This window comes from Ensifer meliloti (genome assembly GCF_030064585.1).
In the GTDB taxonomy this organism is placed as follows: domain Bacteria; phylum Pseudomonadota; class Alphaproteobacteria; order Rhizobiales; family Rhizobiaceae; genus Sinorhizobium; species Sinorhizobium meliloti.
In genome coordinates this window covers 1878633-1900042 of sequence record NZ_CP120365.1, presented here as the reverse complement: position 1 = coordinate 1900042, position 21410 = coordinate 1878633, and the positions used below count along the sequence as shown (strand labels likewise).

Here is a 21410-nt window from a genome sequence, read left to right as displayed (position 1 = left end):
ATGAATCGATTTGCCGCAACAAAACAACCACTTATTCGCTATATGCGATTCCCCTGCCGCAGGCGGGGAGAAGGGATATGCCGCGCCCGCTCGCTCCCTCGAACGGGCGGGGAATGCGGGATTCAGTTGGCGCCGCTTGTCCCTTCTCCCCGCCTGCGGGGAGAAGGTGGCGGCAGCCGGTTGAGGGGCAATCCCGACCGAAGGAGGTTGAGGCGGTTGGGTTCCCGAGGGATGAAGCCGGCGCGCGGGAGGGGTTCGGGCGTCGCTTCAAATATGAAGGGCGTGCCCCAACGTCTTGAAGGCTGCCTCCTGGAAGGCTTCCGATTGGGTCGGATGCGCATGTATGGTGCCGGCGATGTCCTCCAGCCGCGCGCCCATCTCGATCGCCAGCGCAAAAGTCGCCGAAAGTTCCGAAACGCCGTGGCCGACAGCCTGGATGCCGAGGACCAGGTGATTGTCGGCGCGGGCGATGACCCGCACGAAGCCGTCCTCGGAGAGCGTCGTCATGGCGCGGCCGTTTGCCTGGAAGGGAAATTGGCCGATCTTGACGTCGATGCCGGCGGCGCGCGCCTCTTCCGGCGAGAGGCCGGCGCCGACGATTTCCGGGTCGGTGAAGCAGACCGCCGGAATGCAGCGCTTGTCCCAGCTCCGCTTATGCCCGGCGACGATTTCCGCGACCATTTCGCCTTGTGCCATCGCCCGGTGCGCAAGCATCGGCTCGCCGGTCACGTCGCCGATCGCATAGACGCCGCGCATCGAGGTGCGGCATTGGTCGTCGATGCGGATGAAGCGGCCTGAGCGGTCGAGGTCGATTTCCTCCAACCCCCAGCCATCCGTCACGGGCCGGCGGCCGACGGTGACGAGGACCTTCTCCGCCGGGACCTCGAAGGCGCGGCCGTTCTCCTCGGCAAGCAAGCCCCGCCGATCGGCGGAGAGCCGTTTGGCCGCGGTGCGGGTGAAGACCTCCACACCGAGTTCGCCGAGCCGCTTCATCACCGGCTTCGAGAGATCGGCGTCGTATTGGGGCAGGATCCGGTCCAGCGCTTCGAGCACGGTGACCTTGGAGCCCAGCTTGGCAAGGGCGGTTCCGAGTTCGAGACCGATATAGCCGCCGCCGATGACCGCGAGCGTCTGCGGCACGTCCGTCAGCGCCAGCGCTTGGGTCGAGGAAATGACGCTTCCGCCGAAGGGGAGGTCGGGAAGCTCGACCGGCGCCGAACCGGTCGCGATTACGATTGCTTCCGCCCGAATGCGCTGGAGCCCGGTTTCCGTCTCCACATCAACGGTCTTGCCGTCGACGAAGCGCCCTTCGCCGATGACCGCCTTGACGCCCGCCTTCTTCAGGAGCCCCGTGACCCCGCCGTTCAGCCGTCCGACGATGCCGTCCTTCCAGGCGATCGTTCGCCTGAGGTCGATCGCCGGAGCACTCAAGGAAAGGCCGAGCGGGCTCTTGCCCGAGGCAGCCGCGCGCAGCCTGTGATATTCGTCCGCCGCATGGATCAGCGCCTTCGACGGAATGCAGCCGACATTCAGGCAGGTGCCGCCGGCCTTCGCTTTCTCGACGATCACCGTGTTGACGCCGAGCTGGCCGGCGCGGATCGCCGCGACATAGCCGCCGGGTCCGGCGCCGAGAACCAGGAGCTTGCAGGAGATTTCCTTCATGGACGCCTATCCTTCAACGAAAATCAGCGCCGGCGTTTCGAGCAGCGTCTTCAGGCGCTGGACGAAGACCGCGGCATCCCAGCCGTCGATGACCCGGTGATCGAAGCTCGACGAGAGATTCATGATCTTGCGCGGGACGAATTGTGCGCCGTCCCAGACGGGACGGACAGCGATCTTGTTGACGCCGACGATCGCCACCTCCGGATGGTTGATGACCGGCGTAGAAGCGATTCCGCCGATAGCGCCGAGCGAGGAGATGGTGATGGTCGAGCCGGTGAGTTCGTCGCGCGTCGCGGTTCCGGTACGGGCGGCGTCCGCCAGCCGGTTGAGCTCGGCCGCGCAGTCCCATATTCCGCGAGCCTCGGCATGGCGCACCACCGGAACGGTCAGCCCGGCGGGCGTCTGGGTGGCGATGCCGATATGGACGGCGGCGTGGCGGTGGATGACGCCGGCATGGTCGTCGAAAGTGGCGTTGACGCCGGGCTGCTCGGCGACGGTCTTTACCAGCGCGCGCATCAGGAAAGGCAGGATCGTGAGCTTGGCCTGCTCGGGCTTGCGGTCGCGGTTCATCGTCGCGCGCAGATCCTCGAGCGCCGTCATGTCCACCTCTTCCACATAGGTGATGTGGGGGATGCGTGAGGTGGAGAGCGACATCTTCTCGGCGATCCGGCGCCTGAGGCCGATCATCCTGACCTCCTCGACGGCGGTCTTGCGGACGAGGCCGGTCTGAGCCGGCAGCGGCTCGGCGCCACGGCTGATGAAGAGATGGAGATCCTCATGGGTGATCCGGCCGGCCGGCCCGGTGCCGGCTACCTGCCTGAGATCGATGCCGCTCTCTCTGGCGCGCAGCCGCACCGCCGGGGAGGCGAGCGGCTTTGCCGAAAGATCCGGCGCTTCGCGCGGCGCCGGTGCGGGTTTCGGCGCAGGCTTTTCAGGCTGCGGCGGCGCCTTGGCCTCAAGCCGGGAGGAGACGGCGACGGGCTCGTCCAACACCTTTTCGGCCAGCGCCTCCGGGACGCTGTCCGGGGCAGCTTCGCCCGCCTCGCCGGCGGTCTCGATCCTGACCAGCGGCGCCTTCACCGCGACCGTGTCGCCGACCTCCGCCCCGAGCCACAGGACCTTGCCGGTGACGGGCGAGGGGATTTCGACCGTCGCCTTGTCGGTCATGACGGCGGCAAGCACCATGTCTTCGCGCACCGGGTCGCCGGGCTTCACATGCCATTCGACGAGCTCGGCCTCCGCGACACCTTCACCGACATCCGGCATCTTTATGATGAATTCACCCACGGGTCAGCCCTCCATCGCTTCGGCGAGCGCACGCCCGACGCGTGCCGGACCGGGGAAATAATCCCACTCCTGTGCGTGCGGATAGGGCGTGTCCCAACCCGTTACCCGGACGACCGGGGATTCGAGGTGATAGAAGCAGTGTTCCTGAACGAGGGCGGCGAGCTCGGCACCGAATCCCGAGGTCAGCGTCGCCTCGTGCACGACCACGCACCGCCCGGTCTTCTTCGCCGATTGCACGATCGTCTCGAGGTCGAGCGGCAACAGACTGCGCAGATCGATCACTTCCGCGTCGATACCGGTCTCCTCGGCCGCCGCGAGCGCCACATGCACCATCGTACCATAGGCGATGACGGTCACGCCTGAGCCCTTGCGGCGTATCTCGGCCTTGCCGATCGGGATCGTATAGTGACCGTCCGGAACGTCGCCGAGCTCGTGCTTGGACCAGGCCGTGACCGGGCGTTCGTGATGCCCGTCGAAGGGGCCGTTATAAAGCCGCTTCGGCTCCAGGAAGATCACCGGGTCCGGGTCCTCGATCGCCGAGATGAGGAGGCCCTTGGCGTCATAGGGATTCGACGGCACGACGACCTTCAGCCCGCAAACATGGGTGAAGAGCGCCTCCGGGCTCTGGCTATGGGTCTGGCCGCCGAAGATGCCGCCGCCCGTCGGCATGCGCACGACGATCGGGCAGGTGAAGTCGCCATTCGAGCGGTAGCGGATGCGCGCAGCTTCCTGCGTGAGCTGGTCGTAAGCGGGATACATATAGTCGGCAAACTGAATCTCGACGCAGGGTTTCAGCCCGTAGGCGGCCATGCCGATGGCGGTGCCGACGATGCCGGACTCGCTGATGGGGGTGTCGAAGCAGCGCGTCTTGCCGTATTTCGCCTGAAGCCCCTGTGTGCAGCGGAAAACGCCGCCGAAATAACCGACGTCCTCGCCGAAGACGACGACATTATCGTCGCGCGCCATCGACACGTCCATGGCGCTGCGCACCGCTTCGATCATCGTCATTCTGGCCATGTCAGTACCCCGCCTTCTGCCGTTGACGGCGGATATGCGGCGGCATCTCGGCATAGACGCCTTCGAAGATATCCCGTACCGACGGCCTGCCGCCGGCATGCAGCGTTCCGTGGCGTTCCGCTTCCTTCTGCGCCTGGATCACTTCGTCCATGATTTCCGCCTCCGCCTGCGCATGCCGCTCCTCCGACCAGGCGCCGCGCAGGATCAGGTGCTTCTTCAGGCGCAGGACCGGGTCGCCGAGCGGCCAGGCTTCCGATTCCGTTTTCGGGCGATAGGCGCTCGGATCGTCCGAGGTCGAATGGGCGCCGACGCGGTAGGTCACGTATTCGATCAGCGTCGGACCGAGATTGAGCCGCGCCCGCTCGGCCGCCCAGCGCGCCACCGCATAGACGGCCAGATAGTCGTTGCCGTCGACCCTGAGCGCCGGAATGCCGAAGCCCAGACCCCTTGCGGCGAAGGTGCCGGAACCGCCTCGTGCGATGCCCTGGAAAGTGGAGATCGCCCACTGGTTGTTGACGATGTTGAGAATGACGGGCGCCTTGTAGGTGGAGGCGAAGACCAGCGCGGAATGGAAATCCGACTCGGCGGTCGAGCCGTCGCCGATCCAGCCGGCGGCGATCCGCGTATCGTTCTTGATGGCGGATGCCATGGCCCAACCGACGGCCTGGACATATTGAGTGGCGAGGTTGCCTGATATCGTGAAGAAGCCATGCTCCTTGGACGTGTACATGACGGGCAGCTGCCGGCCGTGGCAGGGATCGAGCTCGTTCGAGAAGATCTGGTTCATCATCTCGACCATGGGGTGGTCGTCGGCAATCAGGAGCCCCGCCTGGCGGTAGGTCGGAAAATTCATGTCGCCCTTGCGAAGCGCCTTGCGGAAGGCGCAGCTCACCGCCTCCTCGCCGAGATGCTGCATATAGAAGGACGTCTTGCCCTGACGCTGCGCCATCAGCATGCGCGCGTCGAAGGCGCGCAGCAGCATCATGTGCCTGAGACCCGTCAGCAGTTCCTCATCCGAAAGAAAGCCGGCCCAGGGGCCGACTGCCTCGCCCTCGCGGTTGAGCACCCGAATGATCGAATAGGCGAGGTCGCGGATCTCCTCGGGGTCCACATCGACGTCCGGCCGGGGTACCGAGCCCGCCTTTGGTATCTTCACGTTGGAAAAATCGGGCAGATCGCCCGGCCGGACGGCCGGTTCGGGGACATGCAGGCTCAAGCGGCTGAATTCATCCATGCGGGTTCCGGCCTCCCTTCCGGATTGCGCGTCGCGCAACCTCGATACCCCGGAAGAACGGCGCCGCCGCCTGGCGGTTCCGGCTGGCGTCCGGGGTTCCTCCGCCCCGCCTGCCATGCCGCTACGGCCTCCCGTTCTCCCGACAGGATATGGGCACAGACTGCCACGAGTCAGGGGCCAGATGAAGGGCTTTCGCCGCCGCGCCCGGCTGCTGCGCGAAGAAAGACAGATTCGTGCCGGCATGCATGCGGCACGCGTTGGCACGCCCATGCCGGTGCTGGTGGCGGGTAATTTTCTTTCGTGAGACCGGCGGGCGACCGGCCCCTCAGACCGGTGGCGCGATCTCTATCGGGCTGCCATCGGCAAAGCGAGAAAGGCGGAACGCGGAGGGATCGACGATCGGCGGGTTTCCGGTGACGAGATCGGCGACGAGATGTCCGGCACCGGGGCCGATGCCGAAGCCGTGACCGGAGAAGCCGGTGGCGATGACGAGGCCCGGCAGCTCTTGCGCGAGCGAAATGACCGGCACGACGTCCGGCGTGACATCGATCAGGCCGGCCCAGATCTGCACCGGCTCGACGGTACGGAGCTTCGGAAGGGCCTTTTTTGCTTCCTCGAATGCCTTGAGCACGGATTTCGGATCAGGCCGCGGATCGAGGATGCGGTGGCGCTCGAAGGCGCCAGGCCGATCGAGGGGCACGGATGCGATTTCGAAAAGCTCGCGCCAGCTCTGGGCGCTCAAGCCTGCCTGCACGGCTTCGCCCTCGGCCCGTCTCGCCGCGTAAAAATCGCGGAAGAATGCGAGTGTGTCCGGCACAAGCGGATGAAGATTGGCACCCGCGGTGGCGATCGTGTAGCCGCCGTCGAGGCGTTTGCGATAGGCGTAAGTCGCCGTTGCGCCTGCGCCGTCCGGGCCGCCCTCGAGCGGTGCGGTCCTGAGCACGGTGTTGCGCACCTTCAGCTGCGGCAGCCGAATGCCGAGGCCCTTGCAGAAGAGCCGCGACCAGGCGCCGCCAGCAAGCACCACCTTTGACGTTTCGATACGGCCCTTTTCGGTGATGACGGCGCTTACCCGACCCGCACTCTTCTCGATCCCCCGCACCGCACAGCCGGTCACGATGCGTGCGCCGGCGCGGCGTGCTCCGGCCGCGATTGCAGGCACCGCTTTCTGCGGCTCGGCTCGGCCATCGCTCGGCGTATAGAGCGCGCCTTTGTAGCGGATCGCCGCTCCGGCCATGCGCTCCCGGGTCTCGTCGGCGGTGAGCTGGCGGCTGTCGACGCCATGCGGCTTCGCGATCGCGAGCCAGGCATCGCGGTTGGCGACGTCCTGCTCCGTTTCGGAAATATAGAGAATGCCGCTCCGGCGAAATCCGGTCTCGCCGCCGACGCGCGCATCGAGCGTGTCCCAGATTTTCAGCGCCTCCATCGCCAGGGGAATCTCGCGCCGATCGCGGCCCATGACGCGAACCCAGCCCCAGTTGCGGCTCGATTGCTCGCCGCCGAGAACGCCCTTCTCGCAGAGGACCACCTTCACGCCGCGCTCGGCGAGAAAGAGCGCCGTGCTCGCTCCGATGATACCGCCGCCGATGATGACGACGTCGGCACTGCCGGGCAGCGAAGGATCGGTTTCAACGGGGTCGAGAGCGGGGCCGGGCATGATCATCTCTTGGGTTTGTTCAGCTGTTTCTATCGCTGCATCCAATGTCGGCTTCGATCAAGCCTGCCCGGCCGGTTTCGGGCGGCGATGCACAGTTCCCGCATGCCCGAAGTTCCCGCATGGTCTTTGAGCGGTCGCGCCTTCCCGTCTCCTGCGCCAGGCTTTATGTTCGCTCCATGCGCGACACCGAAGCCGACCTCCGCCCGATCCTCCGCATCGACTTCCCGCCGGACGACCGTCTCGGGCGCGGCAAGATCATGCTTTTGGAACACATCCGCGAGACCGGCTCCATTTCCGCTGCCGGGCGGGCCATGGATATGTCTTACCGGCGTGCCTGGCTACTGGTCGACGCCCTGAACCGTATGTTCAAGGAGCCGGCGGTCGACTCCCAGCGTGGCGGCAAACAGGGCGGCGGCGCCGTCCTCACCGCTTTCGGCGAGATGCTGATCGAGCGCTTCCGGGCGATGGAGGCCAAGGCACAGGCGGCGATTGCGGACGATCTCGATTGGCTGGACGCCATGCGCGACTGCAATGGTGCTCCGCAAGATGAGCCAGCTGGAAAGCCGTTCTAACCATTCGCTTCTCTAATAATCGAGCGCGACGGTCTTGACGACGGCGTGCACCTGCTTCCCCGGCCGCAGGTCGAGCGCATCGCGGGAAAGGGTGGTGACTCGCGCGGCAATGACGTTGCCGCCGCAGTCTACGCGCACGTCGATGCTTCCTTGCCGCGGCGAAGAGAGGCCGACGATCGTTCCCGGAAGCACGTTGAGGGCGCTGATGCCTTCCGGGCGGCGGGTCGCCAGCATGACGTCGCGCGCCGCGATGTAGAGGCGAAGTCTCTGCCCGGGCTCGGCGACGAGATGCGGCACGCGGATCAGGCAGTCTCCGGCGCGTACCACAGTCAGCTCGTGGCCTTCGTCATGACTGTCGACGATGCCCTCGATCAACGCGCCGGCTTCTCGCCGGCCGGGGCCGGATGTCGGGAACGGCTCGTTCAGAACGGCCGCCGTTTTGCCGGAGGCCTTGACCCGGCCGTTTTCCATGACGACGACGCGCTCCGCCAGCCGCGCCACTTCAGCCACCGAATGACTGACATAGACGATCGGAATCCGCGTCTCGTCGCGCAGCCGCTCCAGATAGGGCAGGATTTCGGCCTTTCTGGCGTCGTCGAGCGCGGCGAGCGGCTCGTCCATCAAGAGCAGGCGGGGGAAAGCGAGCAGCGCCCGGCCGATGGCGACGCGCTGCCGCTCGCCGCCCGAGAGCTTCGAGGGCATGCGATCGAGCAAATGGCCGATGCCGAGCATTTCGACGATCCTGCCGAATTCGGGCCCTGACCGCGCCGCGCCTGCGAACCAGCGGCCATAGGCAAGATTTCCGCGGACGCTCAGATGCGGAAAGAGGCGGGCTTCCTGGAACACATAGGCAAAGCGGCGGCGGTGGACGGGGGTGAAAAGCCGGCGCTCACTGTCGGCGATCGTGTCGCCGTCGAGCACGACGCGGCCCTGATCGGGCCGGAGGAGGCCGGCGATGATGTTGACAAGCGAGGTCTTGCCGGAGCCGGAGCGGCCGAAAAGAGCGGTCACCCCGCCCTCCGAGCCGAAGGCGGCGTCGATCGCGAAGGAGCCGAGACGAAGGCGCGCTTCGACCTCGAGCCTCATGCCGCCACCGTCCGCCGCGCCGCTGCTGAAGCCATGGCTTCCGAAAGCATCAGCGCCGCCATCGAAATGACGACCGAGATCACGGCAAGGCGCATCGCGCCGGCGTCGCCGCCCGGCACCTGTGTGAAGGTATAGATCGCGGCGGAAAGCGTCTGCGTCTCGCCGGGAATATTGGAGACGAAGGTGATGGTCGCGCCGAATTCGCCCATGGCCTTGGCGAAGGAAAGGACCATGCCGGCGAGAATGCCGGGGAGGATCAGGGGCAAGGTGACCGTCAGGAATATCCAGGCGGGGCTCGCGCCGAGGGTACCCGCCGCCTCTTCGAGCTTGCGGTCGACTGCTTCGATCGACAGCCGGATGCTGCGGACCATCAAGGGGAAGCCCATTACCGCGCAGGCGAGCGCCGCTCCCGTCCAGCGGAAGGAAAAGACCAGGCCGAAGTTCTCCGCGAGAAATGCACCGACCGGTCCGCGCCGGCCGAAAAGGAGCAGCAGAGCGAAGCCCGTGACTACCGGCGGGAGGATCAGCGGCATATGGACGAGGCCGTTCAGGAGCGACTTGCCCCAGAAGCGGCCGCGCGCAAGTATCATCGAGACGAGGAGCGCAGGCGGGAGGCTCGCAAGCATCGCTACGGTGGCGACCCGCAGGCTCAGGCGGACGGCCGTCCACTCCGCGTCGCTCAATGCCATCCAGTCCAAGCTCGTACTCCCGTTCCTGACGCGCCGTGTCGTGCAATCATTCGCTAGATCACGTTCATTTTTTCAGGTCGAGTCGGCCTGAAAACATGAGCGTGATCGATTCCAAGAAATTGAGACGCGGGATGCGGGCGGAAAACCGCACACACTTTTCCTCGTCCCGCTCCAGTTTCTATTCCAGAACCGTGAAGCCCTCGGCCTGGAAAAGCGCCGCCGCCTCCGGCGAGCGGACGAATTCGAGGTAGGCGGCGGCATCGGCATTCCTGCTGTCCGCGGTGATCGCGACCGGGTAGATGATTGGCGGGTGGCTGTCCTCGGGGAAGGTGCCGACCACTTTCACATTGGCATCGGCTGCGGCGTCGGTTCGGTAGACGATGCCGTAGGGCGCCTCGCCACGCGACACGAGGAGGAGGGCGGCGCGGACGCTTTCGGCGCCGGCGACCTTTCCGGCAACGTTCGGCCACAGCCCAAGCTTTTCCAGCGCGGCCTTGCCATACTTGCCGGCGGGGACGGAATCCACGGCTCCCATGGCCAATCGCCCGTCGCCGAGAAGACCGGCGAGGTCGAGACCCGGCTCGATCTCGACAGCCGGGGCGTCCGACTTGCCGGAGACGAGGACGATGCGATTGCCGAGCAGGTTGGAGCGCGTGTCGGCCTTGATCAGCTTCTTGTCGGCGAGATAATCCATCCAGGCAAGATCGGCCGAGATGAACACATCGGCGGGCGCGCCCTGCTCGATCTGTTTCGCCAGCGCCGAACTCGCCGCATAGGACACGATCGCTTCCTTGCCGGTCTGCTTGAGCCATTCGCCGTTGATCGCATCGAGCGCATTCTTGAGGCTCGCCGCTGCGAACACGCTGACCTTCTCCGCCGCCTGGGCCGGTGCAAAGGCCGTTCCCGCCAGGACCACGCCGAGCGCCAGTGATATGGCCTTGAGCCAGTCTCTTCTCGTTGTCACACCCAAGTCTCCCCGTTCGTGATATTTCCCAAGATATAACGCTTCGGTATTTTGGTTACCGCTATATTCGTAGAAATACAATGCGGCCGTTGCGCCGTAATCAAAATCGGTGAACCGATGGGGCGGAGACTACGCGAGCGCTTGCGATAGGCGCCCAGGCGTCTAAATTCCGGAATGGGACCCAAGGAGGTGGACGATCCACATGGACGCGACGATCAGGCTGGAAGAAAGCTGGAAAGCCGTTCTGGGCGGGGAATTCCGCCACGGTTACATGGCCGAGCTCAAGCGGTTCCTGCTGGAGGAGAAGCAGCAGGGTCGGCAGATTTTTCCGAGGGGCGTCGAATATTTCCGTGCGCTCGATCTGACCCCGCTCGACAGGGTACGCGTCGTCATCCTCGGCCAGGATCCCTATCATGGCGACGGGCAGGCGCATGGGCTCTGCTTCAGCGTTCGTCCGGGCGTGCGCACGCCCCCTTCACTCGTCAACATCTACAAGGAATTGCAGGAAGACCTGGGTATTCCGCCGGCGCGCCACGGCTTCCTCGAAAGCTGGGCGCGCCAGGGCGTGCTGCTTCTGAACAGCGTGCTGACCGTCGAGCGTGGCCGCGCGGCCTCGCACCAGGGCAGGGGCTGGGAGCGCTTCACCGACGCCGTAATCCGGGCGGTCAACGAGCAGGCGCAGCCCGTCGTCTTCATGCTCTGGGGCTCTTACGCACAACGCAAGGCCGCTTTTGTCGATCGTTCGCGTCACCTCGTGCTCACCGCACCGCATCCGTCACCCTTATCGGCCCATGCGGGGTTCTTCGGATGCCGGCATTTCTCCAAGGCGAACGCGTTTTTAACGTCCAAGGGGTTGGATCCGATCGATTGGCGGTTGCCGGAAGATCCCCCCTTGGCCGTCGAGCGGCAGATGGCGCCGAACTGCTGACGCGGCCGTAGCGTTTGCCGTCGCGAATGGGCCTTGCACCCGCCGCGGCGATCCGTCAAAGACTGCCCGACTATGCGGGTAGGACTGGCCCGGCTATGCGGGTGGCGCGATGGGAGACGGCATGCGACACATCCTGATCATCGGTATCGGTGCGGGCAACCCCGAGCACATGACGGTTCAGGCGATCAATGCGCTGAACCGGGCTGATGTGCTCTTCATCCCGACCAAAGGGGAGAAGAAGACCGAGCTCGCCGAGCTGCGCCGCGGGATATGCGCCCGTTACGTGACGCGGGCCGGCAGCCGCACCGTCGAATTCGCCGTGCCCGTCCGCCGCACCGAAGGCCGCAGCTACGTGGAAAGCGTGGACGACTGGCATGCGGGCATTGCCGCCGCCTACGAGGCGCTGCTGGAGAGCGAGCTTGCGGAAGGGCAGACCGGCGCCTTCCTCGTCTGGGGCGATCCGATGCTTTATGACAGCACGATCCGCATCGTCGAACGCGTGAAGACGCGCGGCCGGGTCACCTTCGGCTACGACGTCATTCCGGGCATTACCAGCCTGCAGGCGCTCTGTGCCAGCCATCGCATCCCGTTGAACCTCGTCGGCAAGCCGGTGGAAATCACCACCGGCCGGCGGCTCGCCGAAAGTTTTCCGCACAGGAACGAGACGGCCGTCGTCATGCTCGACGGCGAGCAGGCGTTCCGGAAGATCGAGGATCCGGACGCCGAGATTTATTGGGGCGCCTATCTCGGCACGCCCGACGAGATCGTCATTGCAGGGCGCCTCGCCGAGGTGAAAGAGCAGATTCTCGAAGCGCGGGCCGCGGCGCGCGAGCGGATGGGCTGGATCATGGATATCTATCTGCTGCGCAAGGGCGCCGATTTCGAAGAGTAAACGGGCATTGCCGTGCTCTTGGCCGCCGATCTTTGATCTCTCTCGACGCGCCCGCCTGTGATATAGGCTCGATCGATCAGTCCTGCCGTGACGGCTCCGAGACACCGAAGGATCACCGAAGACGAATGACAAGCTGCGCCGCTCCACGAGCCGACCGATCTGCGACCGGCACATCGATGCGCCGCGGGAGCTGTCCCTCGCTGGCGGCGCCGATGCAGACCGGGGACGGCCTGCTCGTGCGGCTGCGACCGGCGGGCGACGGTCTGACGCCGGCGGAGATGAGGGCGATTGCCGGTGCGGCTGCGAGATGCGGCAGCGGGGTCATTGAGGTCACCGCACGCGGCAACCTGCAGATACGCGGCCTGACGCCGGAAAGCGTTCCGGCGCTCGCCGAAGCGATAGGGGCGGCGGAGATAGCCATTGCCGAAGGGGTCGCGATCGAGACGCCGCCGCTTGCCGGATTCGACCCGGACGAAATCGCCGATCCTCGCCCGCTCGCCCGCGCGCTGCGCGTGGCGATCTCCGGCGCGGGTGAGGCGCTCAGGCTTGCGCCGAAACTTTCGATCGTCGTGGATGGAGGCGGCCGCTTCCACCTGGGAAGCCTGACCGCCGACCTGCGTGTCTCTGCGCTCGAGCATGAGGGCGGCGTGCGATGGCTGTTTTCGCTCGGCGGGACGGCGCGTTCGGCAAAGCCCGTCGCGCTCCTGGAATCGAAAGATATCGTCCCGATGGTTCTCGAAATCCTGGGAGATCTCACTGCGCGCGGTCCCGCTTCCCGCGCCCGCGAGCTCGATGCCGATCTTCTTCGGCAGCGCGCGGCTGCCGGCGATGCCCTGCCGCGCGTGGACGGTCCCGTTTTTTCGCCGCCACCGGCGGGCATCCACCACTTCGGCGGCGCCGGCACCGTGCTTGGCATCGGGCTGGCCTTCGCGCAAACCGATGCGGGTAGTCTCGTCGCATTCCTCCGGCAGGCGGAGGAACTCGGCGCAAACGAGATACGCTTGGCACCCCCGCACGGTCTGTTCGTCCTCGGTCTTTCGGGCGAAACGGCGGCCGTTGCGCAACGGCTCGCCTCTGCGCACGGCTTTCTGGTCGCCTCCGGCGATCCGCGCAATCACATAGCCACCTGCGCGGGCCTCGCCTGCGCCTCGGCGCGGATGGACACAAAGGCGATGGCGAGGCTGTTGCTGGAAGCTGCGCCGGACCTCCTCGACGGTTCGGCGACGGTGCATCTCTCCGGCTGTCCCAAGGGTTGCGCCAGCCCCACGGCGTCGCCGCTGACGCTCGTCGGTGCGCCATCAGGATATGCGCTTGTCGTAAATGGCACTGCTTCCGTCGCGCCGAGTGCCTACAGGGATGAAAACGGAATAGGATCTGCGTTCGGCGCGCTGAACGCGCTCGTGCGGGAAAACAAAGACGCTGGCGAATCGGCGCTGTCCTGTCTTACACGGCTCGGGACCGCGCGCATCGCCGCCGCGTTTGAACAGGGATAGAAATGCCTGATTACGATTACATCCGCGATGGCAACGCCATCTATGAGCGTTCCTTCGCGATCATCCGCGCGGAAGCCGACCTTTCCGGATTTTCGGAGGAGGAAGCCGATCTCGCCATACGCATGGTGCATGCCTGCGGCTCGGTCGAGGCGGTGCGCCAATTTGTGTTCTCGCCCGGCTTCGTCTCCGCCGCGCGCGCGGCGCTGAAAGACGGCGCGCCGATTCTCTGCGACGCCGAAATGGTCGCCCATGGTGTGACCCGCGCCCGGCTGCCCGCCGGAAACGAGGTGATCTGCACGCTCCGCGATCCGCGCACCGCGGAGATTGCGACCGAGATCGGCAATACGCGTTCCGCCGCGGCGTTGAAGCTCTGGGGTGAGCGGATGGCTGGCTCCGTCGTTGCGATCGGCAATGCGCCGACCGCACTGTTCTATCTGCTCGAGATGCTGCGCGACGGCGCCCCGAAGCCGGCGGCGATCCTCGGAATGCCGGTCGGTTTCGTCGGTGCGGCCGAATCGAAGGACGCGCTCGCCGAAAATTCCTATGGCGTTCCCTTTGCGATCGTACGTGGCCGCCTCGGCGGCAGCGCGATGACCGCCGCCGCACTGAATTCTCTCGCGAGGCCGGGCCTGTGAGCGGCGTGGAATCAGGCCGGCTTATCGGCGTCGGAACGGGTCCCGGCGATCCTGAACTCCTGACCGTAAAGGCGGTCCGGGCGCTTGGCGAAGCGGATGTCGTCGCCTATTTCGCCAAGGCCGGACGCAACGGCAACGGCCGCGCGGTGGTCGAAGGTCTTTTGAAGCCGGGCATGACCGAATTGCCGCTCTACTACCCGGTGACGACTGAGATCGACAAGGATCATGACGCCTATAAGCGCCAGATCACCGACTTCTACGACGCCTCGGCCGAGGCCGTCGCCGCGCATCTTCTCGCCGGACGAACAGTCGCGGTGCTGAGCGAGGGCGATCCGCTTTTCTACGGCTCCTACATGCACCTCCATGTGCGGCTTGCCGGCCGTTTCCCGGCCGAGGTCATTCCGGGCATCACCGCAATGTCCGGCTGCTGGTCGCTCGCGGGGCTGCCGCTGGTGCAGGGCGACGACGTGCTCTCGGTTCTCCCCGGCACGATGGGCGAGGGCGAGCTTCGGCGCCGCCTTGCCGACACGCAGGCCGCGGTCATCATGAAGGTCGGCCGAAACCTGCCGAAGATCCGCCGGGCGCTGGCGGCGGCAGGCAGGCTCGAGGCGGCCGTCTATGTCGAGCGCGGCACCATGAGGAATGCAGCGATGGTTCCGCTCGGCGAGAAGCCGGACGACGAGGCGCCCTATTTCTCGCTGGTGCTCGTTCCAGGCTGGAAGGACAGGCCCGGATCGGAGGGCAGGGCATGACCGGAAAGCTCTTCATCGTCGGCACCGGCCCCGGCAATCCGGCACAAATGACCCCCGAGGCCGAAGACGCGATTGCGGTCGCTACCGAGTTCTTCGGCTACGGCCCATATCTCGATCGACTGCATCTTCGGGCTGATCAACGGCGCATCGCTTCGGACAACCGCGAGGAGCTCGACCGCGCCCAGGCAGCGCTCGCGCGCGCCGCAGCCGGGGCGGATGTCTGCGTCGTCTCCGGCGGCGATCCCGGCATCTTCGCGATGGCGGCCGCCGTCTGCGAGGCGATCGACAAGGGGCCGCAGGAATGGCGTGAGGTCGATCTCACGATCACGCCCGGCGTCACCGCAATGCTCGCGGTCGCAGCCCGGATCGGGGCACCGCTCGGACACGATTTCTGCGCCATGTCGCTTTCCGATAATCTGAAGCCCTGGGATGTCATCACCCGGCGGTTGAGGCTTGCCGCCGAAGCGGGGCTCGTCATCGCGCTCTACAATCCGATCAGCAAGGCGCGTCCCTGGCAGCTCGGCGAGGCCTTCGAGGTACTGCGGCAGGTGCTGCCGGCCCAAGTTCCGGTGATCTTCGGCCGCGCCGCCGGGCGGCCCGACGAGCGCATCGCGGTCATGCCGCTCGGCGAGGCCGACGCCGGCCGCGCCGACATGGCGACCTGCGTGATCATCGGTTCGCCGGAGACGCGCATCATCGCCCGCGAGGGAAAGCACGACCTCGTCTACACGCCGCGGTCCTTCACCGGAGAAAGCCATTGACGGATGCGTTCGAGCGCCTCGTCACAGTCGCCGACCGATTGAACGTCGGCAGGCTTGTGGCGCTCGACCATCACCACCTCGATCCCGAGCTGACGCGCCGCCGCTATCTTGCCGTAGGTGGCCGCGCCGCCGCTGTTCTTGGCGACGATGACGTCGATCCCGTGACGTTCGAGCAGTTCTGTTTCGTCGGCCTGCGCAAAGGGGCCGGAGGCGAGGATGGCGGTGACATCCGGCAGATCGAGCGGCGGCATCACCGGATCGACGCTGCGCACGAGGTAGCTGTGCTGCGGCGCCCTCTCGAAATGGAAAGCCTCCTGCCGGCCGATTGCCAGAAAGACGCGGCGCGGCGCCTCGCCCAATGCGGGAACCGCTTCCGCGACGCTTCCGACGCATGTCCATCGATCGCCGGGTTCTGCAGCCCAGGCGGCGCGGCGGAGCGCGAGGAGCGGCGTTCCGGTCATCTTAGCCGCTGCGGCTGCGTTGAGCGAGATGCGGGCGGCGAAGGGGTGCGTCGCATCGATCAGCAGGGCGATGTTTCGCTCGCGCAGGAAGACGGCGAGCCCTTCGGCGCCGCCGAAGCCGCCGGTGCGCGTAGGAAGCGGCTGCGGGCGGGGATCGGCGGTACGGCCGGCAAGCGAGATCGCCGTATCGTAATGGGGTTCCGAGACCAGGCGCTCTGCGAGCTGCCGCGCCTCGGTCGTTCCGCCCAGGATCAGAATGCGAGGTCTGCCCGTGGCTGACATGTCGAACAGTGGCTCGGCCATCGTCGCTCCCTGGCTCATCGTGATCGGTATCGGAGAAGACGGTGTAGCCGGTCTCGGCGACGAGGCCAAGCGCCTCATCCAGGCAGCTCCCGTCGTCTTCGGCGGAGCCCGCCATTTGGAACTCGCTGCGCCGCTGATCGGTGGCGAACGCCATATCTGGCAGAGCCCGTTTGAAAGATCGGTGGAGGCGATCGTCGCCCGTCGCGGCAGCCCCGTCGTTGTGCTCGCCTCCGGCGATCCGTTTCTTTACGGCGTCGGCGCCACGCTGGCGCGCCGCGTAGATGCCGCGGAAATGCGCACCATCCCCGCGCCGTCCGCCTTCAGCCTCGCCGCTTCCCGGCTCGGCTGGCCGCTGCAGGAGGTCGCGACCGTTTCGCTGCACGGCCGTCCGCTCGATCTCATAAGGCCGCATCTTCAGCCGGGCGCGCGCGTCCTGACGCTGACCTCGGACGAGAGCGGGCCGAAGGCGCTTGCCGGGCTGCTTGCAGAAAGCGGATTCGGTCAGTCACGGCTTACGGTTCTCGAGGCGCTCGGCGGCGCAGGCGAGCGTGTCTCCCGCCACCTCGCTTCCGGCTTCGCGATGGAGGAAATCAACGCGCTGAACGTCTGCGCGCTTGAGGTGGTGGCCGATGCCGATGCACGCGTTCTGACGCTTGCGAACGGCCTGGACGAGCGGCTTTTCGAGCATGACGGCCAGATCACCAAGCGGGAGGTGCGGGCGCTGACCCTCTCGGCACTCGCGCCGCGCAAGGGCGAACTCCTCTGGGACATCGGCGCCGGCTCAGGCTCGATCGCGATCGAATGGATGCTTGCCGATCCGGCGATGCGCGCCGTCGCCATAGAGGCGTCGTCCGAACGGGCTGCGCGGATCGGCCGCAATGCGGTCCGCTTCGGCGTTCCGGGGCTTGTGGTCGTCGAAGGGCAGGCGCCGGAGGCGCTGCGAGGGCTTCCGCGGCCGGACGTGATCTTCATCGGCGGCGGCGGCAGCGAGCCCGGCGTGATGGAGGCGGCGATTGCAGCGCTCGCGCCCGGCGGACGTCTCGTGGCCAATGCCGTGACGACGGAGATGGAAGCGGTGCTGCTCGCCCGACATGCGCAGTTCGGCGGCTCGCTGATCCGCATCGACATCGCCCGGGCCTCGCCCGTCGGCGCCATGACGGGCTGGCGGCCGGCCATGCCGGTCACGCAATGGTCGTGGATCAAGGCGTGAGCCGATCTTCGAACCATGCTTTTTCGAAAGGACAGATCATGACGGTTCATTTCATCGGCGCAGGCCCGGGCGCGGCAGACCTCATCACGGTCAGGGGCAGGGACCTGATTGGCCGCTGCCCCGTCTGCCTCTACGCCGGTTCGATCGTATCGCCCGAGCTCTTGCAATATTGCCCGCCGGGCGCCCGCATTATCGATACGGCGCCGATGTCGCTCGACGAGATCGAGGCGGAATATGTCCGCGCCGCCGAAGCCGGCGAGGATGTCGCCCGGCTGCATTCCGGCGATCTCTCCGTCTGGAGCGCGGTGGCAGAGCAGATCCGCCGGCTGGAGAAGAATGGGATCGCCTACACGATGACGCCGGGTGTCCCCGCCTTCGCTGCCGCTGCCGCGACGCTCGGCCGCGAGCTGACGATCCCGGCGGTCGCGCAGAGCCTGGTGCTGACCCGCGTATCCGGTCGTGCCTCGCCGATGCCGAACAGCGAGACGCTCGCCGCCTTCGGAGCCACCGGTTCGACGCTTGCGATCCATCTTGCGATTCACGCGCTTGGTCAGGTGGTCGAGGAGCTGACGCCGCTTTACGGCGCCGACTGCCCGGTCGCGATCGTGGTCAAGGCCTCCTGGCCGGACGAGCGCGTCGTCCGCGGCACGCTCGGCGACATCGCAGCCAGGGTTGCGGCGGAACCGATCGAACGCACTGCGCTGATCTTCGTCGGACCGGGCCTGGAGGCATCGGATTTCCGCGAGAGTTCGCTCTACGACCCGGCCTATCAGCGCCGGTTCCGCGGGCGCGATTGAACGGGCGGGCATCGTTCAAAGTGCCACAGCGGAAAGCCGGCTGATCATTGCCTGTTCGGCGAACGGTCCATTCCCGGGAGCTTGCCGATCTCATTTGCGAGGAAGTCGATGAGAAGGCGCACCCGGGAGATGCCGGCGCGTTCCGGTACGATCAGCATGTTGAGCGGCACGAAAGGAAGCGAATAGCCGGGCAGCACCGCCTCGATCCTTCCCGCCTCCAGAAGATCGCCGACAAGCCAACGATGCGCTGGCACGATTCCGCGTCCGGCGATGAGCGCTTCGCGCACGGCCAGTCCATGGTCCACTCTCAAGCGCCCGCCGAAGGGGACGGCGTGGTACTTGCCATCCCGCCCCTGCAGGGCGAGTGTTTCGCTGCCTGACACATTCGACATCCGGATGCCTTCGTGTCCGATGAGCTCCTGCGGAGTGGCCGGTCTTCCGCGCTCCGCGAGGTAGGCCGGCGCTGCCACCAGCAGCCGCCGGCTTTGGCCAAGCGCTTTCATCCGCATCGAACTGTCGCTGACAGGCCCCAGGCGGATCGCCACATCAATCCCCTCCCGCACGAGGTCGACGCGCTCATCGCTGAGGCTCAGGTCGATGCCGATCTCCGGAAAAAGGTCCTGAAAGGCGAAGATCAGCCGGCTGACATGCAGCACGCCGAAAGCCGCCGTGCAGGAGACTCGGATCGTACCGGCTTGAGCGCCGCGCGTGCCGCGCACCTCATCGCTGGCCTGCTCGACCAGACGCAGGATCTCGACGCTTCGGGCGTAATAGCGGCTGCCTTCGTCGGTCATCATGACGCGCCGGGTCGTCCTGCTCAGCAAAGGCACGCCCACGGCCTCCTCAAGCTCGCGCAGGTGGCGTGTTACGGTCGATTGACCTACTCCGAGTTCGCGCGCGACTGCACTGAGACTCCCACGCTCCGCCACGCGGGCGAAGGTGCGCATGCGCTCCAAGGTGATGTCAGATTTATCCATTATTTGGCATAATCTTATGCATTCTCGAGAGGTAGCGGATTAGACGAGCGTTGGCTACCTAGAGGTTCGAAATCTCACCAGGAGAATGATCCATGAAAATCCTGCTCGTCTTTGCCCACCCGGAATCGCGCTCGCTCAACGGAGCGCTCCGCGACGTCGCGATCGAGGAGCTCACGGCCCAAGGTCACGAAGTGCGGGTCTCGGATCTCTATGCCGACGGTTGGAAATCCGAAGTCGGTCACGCCGACTTCCCTCTCCTGCCGCCGGATGCGCGGCTCGTGCCGGTCGCGGCGTCCAAGACGGCCTTCGAAGCCGGCGCTTTGACGGAAGATGTAAGGGCGGAGATCGAAAAGCTGCTGTGGGCGGACTTTCTGATCCTTCAATTCCCGCTCTGGTGGTTTTCCATGCCTGCCATTCTCAAGGGCTGGGTCGACCGGGTATTTGCCTACGGCTTCGCCTATGGCGTCGGCGAACATAGCGACAAGCGCTGGGGCGACCGCTATGGCGAAGGCAGCCTGGCAGGCAAGCGCGCCATGCTGATCGTCACCGCCGGCGGTTGGGAAGAGCACTATTCCGCCCGCGGGGTGAACGGACCAATCGACGACCTTCTGTTCCCGATCAATCACGGCATCCTCTATTATCCCGGCTACGACGTGCTTCCTCCCTTCGTGGCTTATCGCGCCGATCGCCTCGACGAAGCCGGATTCACTGAGGTCGCTGAGGGTCTCCGCGAAAGGATGCGGACGATCGGGACCGTCTCACCCATTCCCTATCGGCAGCAGAATGGCGGAGATTATCTCATTCCGAGCATGCAGCTCCGCCCCGGGCTGGGAGATCCGGCTGCGTCCGGTTTTGCGCTTCACCTGGATGAGACGCGGGAGGCGTTCCGTCAGGCGGGCGAGTAGCTATTCTTCACCCGGGGCGGGTTTCTGCTTGCGCGGCACGCCCTGCCGTTCCTCGAAGCGGTCGCGGTAGAGGGTCGCCTGGCCAAGCAGCATCAGGGTCACGGGCGTTGTCACCGTCACGAAGAAGATGATGAGAACTTCGTGGAATACCCAGCGGCTCTGCAAGACCGCGAAGCAGAGGATCGACGCGAGGCAGAGGAGGATGGTGCCGCCGCTGGTCGCGATCGTCGGGGCGTGCAGGCGCGCGTAGAAATCCGGCAGGCGCAGGAGCCCGAGCGATCCGATCAGGGTGGTGGCGGCGCCGACGAGCATCAGCCCGCAGACGAGGAGCGCCGCCCATGGCGGAAGGTCGGTCAGATGGCTCATTCGATCACCTCGCCGCGCATGAGGAACTTTGCCAGCGCGATCGACGAGGCGAAGCCGATCACAGCGATGATCAGCGCCGTTTCGAAATAGACCGTATTCGCCGTGCGGATACCGAAGGTGATGAGCATCAGCATCGCATTGATGTAGAGCGTGTCGAGACCGAGAATGCGGTCCTGGGCCCTCGGTCCTCTGGCCATGCGGTAGAGCGCGAAGGCCATGGCCAGCGCAAGCATGGTCTGTGCGACGAGCACGGACCAGACGACGGCAAGCTCCATCATTCGAATATCTCCTTCAAGTCGGCCGCATAGCGCGTGATCGTTTTCCGCCACAGGTCCTCGTTTTCGATGTCGAGTACGTGGAAGAGCAGGATCTTCTGGCGACGATCATATTCGAGCCATGCGGTGCCCGGCGTCGCCGTGACGACGCAGGCGAGCAGCGCCAGGGCGTTCTCGTCGTCGAGATCGAGGCTGACCGTCATGAAGCCCGCATTAACCGGACGCCTGCCTGCGCGCAGGATGATCAGCGTGACGGCGATATTGGAGCGGATGACGTCGCCGACGACGCGCAGGATGAATCCGGCGATCCGGCTCCAGCGATGGAGACGCGAGCGGGCGGGCTGCAGGTTGAGCGTCACCCATGCGAGAACCGTGCTGACCACCAGGCCGAGGACGATAGAGCCCGGCGTCACGGACTGGCTCAGAAGCAGCCACATGAGGAGGAGCGCGATCGAGAGCAGCGGGTAGGGAAACCAGGTACGCATCG

24 protein-coding genes are annotated in these 21410 nt (G+C 65.9%); 11 read left to right on the top strand and 13 right to left on the bottom strand.

Translation table 11 applies throughout. The features are described 5' to 3' along the window. Positions 1–267: 267 nt before the first annotated feature. From lpdA to PZL22_RS16225, 4 genes are read right to left on the bottom strand one after another with little or no spacing between them, the layout of a single operon-like run. Positions 268–1662, bottom strand: a complete 1395-nt coding sequence (gene lpdA, locus PZL22_RS16240; protein ID WP_003528785.1) for a dihydrolipoyl dehydrogenase — start codon at positions 1660–1662, stop codon at positions 268–270. Between the two features lie 6 nt (positions 1663–1668). Continuing rightward, complete coding sequence (locus PZL22_RS16235) at positions 1669–2949, bottom strand: dihydrolipoamide acetyltransferase family protein (RefSeq protein WP_003528787.1); 1281 nt, start codon at positions 2947–2949, stop codon at positions 1669–1671. A 3-nt stretch (positions 2950–2952) separates the two neighbouring features. Further along, positions 2953–3966: an alpha-ketoacid dehydrogenase subunit beta gene (locus PZL22_RS16230; RefSeq protein WP_003528789.1), complete on the bottom strand. Its 1014-nt coding sequence runs from the start codon at positions 3964–3966 to the stop codon at positions 2953–2955. 1 nt (position 3967) lies between these two features. After that, a complete protein-coding gene (locus PZL22_RS16225; RefSeq protein WP_003528791.1) occupies positions 3968–5200 on the bottom strand; it encodes a 3-methyl-2-oxobutanoate dehydrogenase (2-methylpropanoyl-transferring) subunit alpha in 1233 nt (410 codons plus the stop codon). 181 nt (positions 5201–5381) lie between these two features. On the opposite strand from PZL22_RS16225, the gene PZL22_RS16220 reads away from it, so the two are divergent. Continuing rightward, positions 5382–5504 carry a hypothetical protein gene (locus PZL22_RS16220; RefSeq protein WP_003528793.1) on the top strand — a complete coding sequence of 41 codons (123 nt, stop codon included), beginning with the start codon at positions 5382–5384 and terminating at the stop codon, positions 5502–5504. Between the two features lie 21 nt (positions 5505–5525). Here the strand turns inward: PZL22_RS16220 and PZL22_RS16215 are convergent, their stop codons facing one another. Next, entirely contained in the window at positions 5526–6863 is a 1338-nt protein-coding gene (locus PZL22_RS16215; protein WP_003528795.1) for an NAD(P)/FAD-dependent oxidoreductase, read from the bottom strand. A 170-nt stretch (positions 6864–7033) separates the two neighbouring features. Between PZL22_RS16215 and PZL22_RS16210 the strand changes: the two genes are divergently transcribed. After that, entirely contained in the window at positions 7034–7429 is a 396-nt protein-coding gene (locus PZL22_RS16210) for a winged helix-turn-helix domain-containing protein (protein ID WP_033048618.1), read from the top strand. A 12-nt stretch (positions 7430–7441) separates the two neighbouring features. Here the strand turns inward: PZL22_RS16210 and modC are convergent, their stop codons facing one another. The 3 genes from modC to modA all read right to left on the bottom strand — a co-directional run bounded on the left by modC (position 7442) and on the right by modA (position 10168). Continuing rightward, positions 7442–8515, bottom strand: coding sequence for a molybdenum ABC transporter ATP-binding protein (modC, locus tag PZL22_RS16205; protein WP_003528799.1), 1074 nt, complete (start codon positions 8513–8515; stop codon positions 7442–7444). Continuing rightward, complete coding sequence (gene modB / locus PZL22_RS16200; RefSeq protein WP_003528801.1) at positions 8512–9204, bottom strand: molybdate ABC transporter permease subunit; 693 nt, start codon at positions 9202–9204, stop codon at positions 8512–8514. Before modB ends, modC begins: the two co-directional genes overlap by 4 nt. Positions 9205–9382: 178 nt before the next feature. Next, complete coding sequence (gene modA / locus PZL22_RS16195) at positions 9383–10168, bottom strand: molybdate ABC transporter substrate-binding protein (RefSeq protein WP_003528803.1); 786 nt, start codon at positions 10166–10168, stop codon at positions 9383–9385. A 202-nt stretch (positions 10169–10370) separates the two neighbouring features. Between modA and ung the strand changes: the two genes are divergently transcribed. From ung to PZL22_RS16165, 6 genes are all read left to right on the top strand, one after another. Further along, entirely contained in the window at positions 10371–11096 is a 726-nt protein-coding gene (gene ung / locus PZL22_RS16190) for a uracil-DNA glycosylase (RefSeq protein ID WP_003528805.1), read from the top strand. A 121-nt stretch (positions 11097–11217) separates the two neighbouring features. Next, positions 11218–11988, top strand: a complete 771-nt coding sequence (gene cobF / locus PZL22_RS16185; RefSeq protein ID WP_003528807.1) for a precorrin-6A synthase (deacetylating) — start codon at positions 11218–11220, stop codon at positions 11986–11988. Positions 11989–12113: 125 nt separating this feature from the next. Then, complete coding sequence (cobG, locus tag PZL22_RS16180) at positions 12114–13481, top strand: precorrin-3B synthase (protein ID WP_033048614.1); 1368 nt, start codon at positions 12114–12116, stop codon at positions 13479–13481. A 2-nt stretch (positions 13482–13483) separates the two neighbouring features. Then, entirely contained in the window at positions 13484–14116 is a 633-nt protein-coding gene (locus PZL22_RS16175) for a precorrin-8X methylmutase (protein WP_003528811.1), read from the top strand. Further along, positions 14113–14868: a precorrin-2 C(20)-methyltransferase gene (locus PZL22_RS16170; protein WP_003528814.1), complete on the top strand. Its 756-nt coding sequence runs from the start codon at positions 14113–14115 to the stop codon at positions 14866–14868. The genes PZL22_RS16175 and PZL22_RS16170 overlap by 4 nt, the downstream gene beginning before the upstream one ends. Then, positions 14865–15629: a precorrin-3B C(17)-methyltransferase gene (locus PZL22_RS16165; protein WP_003528817.1), complete on the top strand. Its 765-nt coding sequence runs from the start codon at positions 14865–14867 to the stop codon at positions 15627–15629. Before PZL22_RS16170 ends, PZL22_RS16165 begins: the two co-directional genes overlap by 4 nt. Here PZL22_RS16165 and PZL22_RS16160 read toward each other — a convergent pair. Then, positions 15593–16393, bottom strand: a complete 801-nt coding sequence (locus PZL22_RS16160; RefSeq protein WP_003528819.1) for a cobalt-precorrin-6A reductase — start codon at positions 16391–16393, stop codon at positions 15593–15595. The genes PZL22_RS16165 and PZL22_RS16160 overlap by 37 nt on opposite strands. Between PZL22_RS16160 and PZL22_RS16155 the strand changes: the two genes are divergently transcribed. Continuing rightward, positions 16371–17603 (top strand): bifunctional cobalt-precorrin-7 (C(5))-methyltransferase/cobalt-precorrin-6B (C(15))-methyltransferase, encoded by a 1233-nt coding sequence (locus PZL22_RS16155; RefSeq protein ID WP_003528821.1) that lies wholly within the window; start codon positions 16371–16373, stop codon positions 17601–17603. The genes PZL22_RS16160 and PZL22_RS16155 overlap by 23 nt on opposite strands. Positions 17604–17641: 38 nt before the next feature. Continuing rightward, positions 17642–18400, top strand: coding sequence for a precorrin-4 C(11)-methyltransferase (cobM, locus tag PZL22_RS16150; protein ID WP_003528824.1), 759 nt, complete (start codon positions 17642–17644; stop codon positions 18398–18400). 44 nt (positions 18401–18444) lie between these two features. Here the strand turns inward: cobM and PZL22_RS16145 are convergent, their stop codons facing one another. Beyond that, complete coding sequence (locus tag PZL22_RS16145; protein WP_003528826.1) at positions 18445–19377, bottom strand: LysR family transcriptional regulator; 933 nt, start codon at positions 19375–19377, stop codon at positions 18445–18447. A 92-nt stretch (positions 19378–19469) separates the two neighbouring features. On the opposite strand from PZL22_RS16145, the gene PZL22_RS16140 reads away from it, so the two are divergent. Beyond that, positions 19470–20282, top strand: coding sequence for an NAD(P)H-dependent oxidoreductase (locus PZL22_RS16140; RefSeq protein WP_003528828.1), 813 nt, complete (start codon positions 19470–19472; stop codon positions 20280–20282). Here the strand turns inward: PZL22_RS16140 and mnhG are convergent, their stop codons facing one another. The 3 genes from mnhG to PZL22_RS16125 are packed head-to-tail and all read right to left on the bottom strand — an operon-like array spanning position 20283 to position 21408. Next, positions 20283–20648 (bottom strand): monovalent cation/H(+) antiporter subunit G, encoded by a 366-nt coding sequence (gene mnhG, locus PZL22_RS16135; protein WP_003528830.1) that lies wholly within the window; start codon positions 20646–20648, stop codon positions 20283–20285. It abuts the gene before it with no gap. Next, positions 20645–20926 carry a K+/H+ antiporter subunit F gene (locus PZL22_RS16130; RefSeq protein ID WP_003528834.1) on the bottom strand — a complete coding sequence of 94 codons (282 nt, stop codon included), beginning with the start codon at positions 20924–20926 and terminating at the stop codon, positions 20645–20647. Before PZL22_RS16130 ends, mnhG begins: the two co-directional genes overlap by 4 nt. Further along, a complete protein-coding gene (locus tag PZL22_RS16125) occupies positions 20923–21408 on the bottom strand; it encodes a Na+/H+ antiporter subunit E (RefSeq protein WP_003528836.1) in 486 nt (161 codons plus the stop codon). The genes PZL22_RS16130 and PZL22_RS16125 overlap by 4 nt, the downstream gene beginning before the upstream one ends. Positions 21409–21410: the final 2 nt, after the last annotated feature.

Bases quoted from the DNA above. Each gene is read 5' to 3' on its own strand.
- PZL22_RS16165 (WP_003528817.1), top strand. From the start codon at position 14,865: ATGACCGGAAAGCTCTTCATCGTCGGCACCGGCCCCGGCAATCCGGCA.
- PZL22_RS16210 (WP_033048618.1), top strand. From the start codon at position 7,034: ATGCGCGACACCGAAGCCGACCTCCGCCCGATCCTCCGCATCGACTTC.
- cobG (WP_033048614.1), top strand. From the start codon at position 12,114: ATGACAAGCTGCGCCGCTCCACGAGCCGACCGATCTGCGACCGGCACA.
- ung (WP_003528805.1), top strand. From the start codon at position 10,371: ATGGACGCGACGATCAGGCTGGAAGAAAGCTGGAAAGCCGTTCTGGGC.
- cobM (WP_003528824.1), top strand. From the start codon at position 17,642: ATGACGGTTCATTTCATCGGCGCAGGCCCGGGCGCGGCAGACCTCATC.
- PZL22_RS16140 (WP_003528828.1), top strand. From the start codon at position 19,470: ATGAAAATCCTGCTCGTCTTTGCCCACCCGGAATCGCGCTCGCTCAAC.
- PZL22_RS16125 (WP_003528836.1), bottom strand. From the start codon at position 21,408: ATGCGTACCTGGTTTCCCTACCCGCTGCTCTCGATCGCGCTCCTCCTC.
- PZL22_RS16215 (WP_003528795.1), bottom strand. From the start codon at position 6,863: ATGATCATGCCCGGCCCCGCTCTCGACCCCGTTGAAACCGATCCTTCG.
- PZL22_RS16175 (WP_003528811.1), top strand. From the start codon at position 13,484: ATGCCTGATTACGATTACATCCGCGATGGCAACGCCATCTATGAGCGT.
- mnhG (WP_003528830.1), bottom strand. From the start codon at position 20,648: ATGAGCCATCTGACCGACCTTCCGCCATGGGCGGCGCTCCTCGTCTGC.
- PZL22_RS16145 (WP_003528826.1), bottom strand. From the start codon at position 19,377: ATGGATAAATCTGACATCACCTTGGAGCGCATGCGCACCTTCGCCCGC.
- lpdA (WP_003528785.1), bottom strand. From the start codon at position 1,662: ATGAAGGAAATCTCCTGCAAGCTCCTGGTTCTCGGCGCCGGACCCGGC.
- PZL22_RS16130 (WP_003528834.1), bottom strand. From the start codon at position 20,926: ATGATGGAGCTTGCCGTCGTCTGGTCCGTGCTCGTCGCACAGACCATG.
- PZL22_RS16155 (WP_003528821.1), top strand. From the start codon at position 16,371: ATGTCGAACAGTGGCTCGGCCATCGTCGCTCCCTGGCTCATCGTGATC.
- modB (WP_003528801.1), bottom strand. From the start codon at position 9,204: ATGGCATTGAGCGACGCGGAGTGGACGGCCGTCCGCCTGAGCCTGCGG.
- cobF (WP_003528807.1), top strand. From the start codon at position 11,218: ATGCGACACATCCTGATCATCGGTATCGGTGCGGGCAACCCCGAGCAC.
- PZL22_RS16160 (WP_003528819.1), bottom strand. From the start codon at position 16,393: ATGGCCGAGCCACTGTTCGACATGTCAGCCACGGGCAGACCTCGCATT.
- modC (WP_003528799.1), bottom strand. From the start codon at position 8,515: ATGAGGCTCGAGGTCGAAGCGCGCCTTCGTCTCGGCTCCTTCGCGATC.
- PZL22_RS16225 (WP_003528791.1), bottom strand. From the start codon at position 5,200: ATGGATGAATTCAGCCGCTTGAGCCTGCATGTCCCCGAACCGGCCGTC.
- PZL22_RS16230 (WP_003528789.1), bottom strand. From the start codon at position 3,966: ATGGCCAGAATGACGATGATCGAAGCGGTGCGCAGCGCCATGGACGTG.
- PZL22_RS16220 (WP_003528793.1), top strand. From the start codon at position 5,382: ATGAAGGGCTTTCGCCGCCGCGCCCGGCTGCTGCGCGAAGAAAGACAG.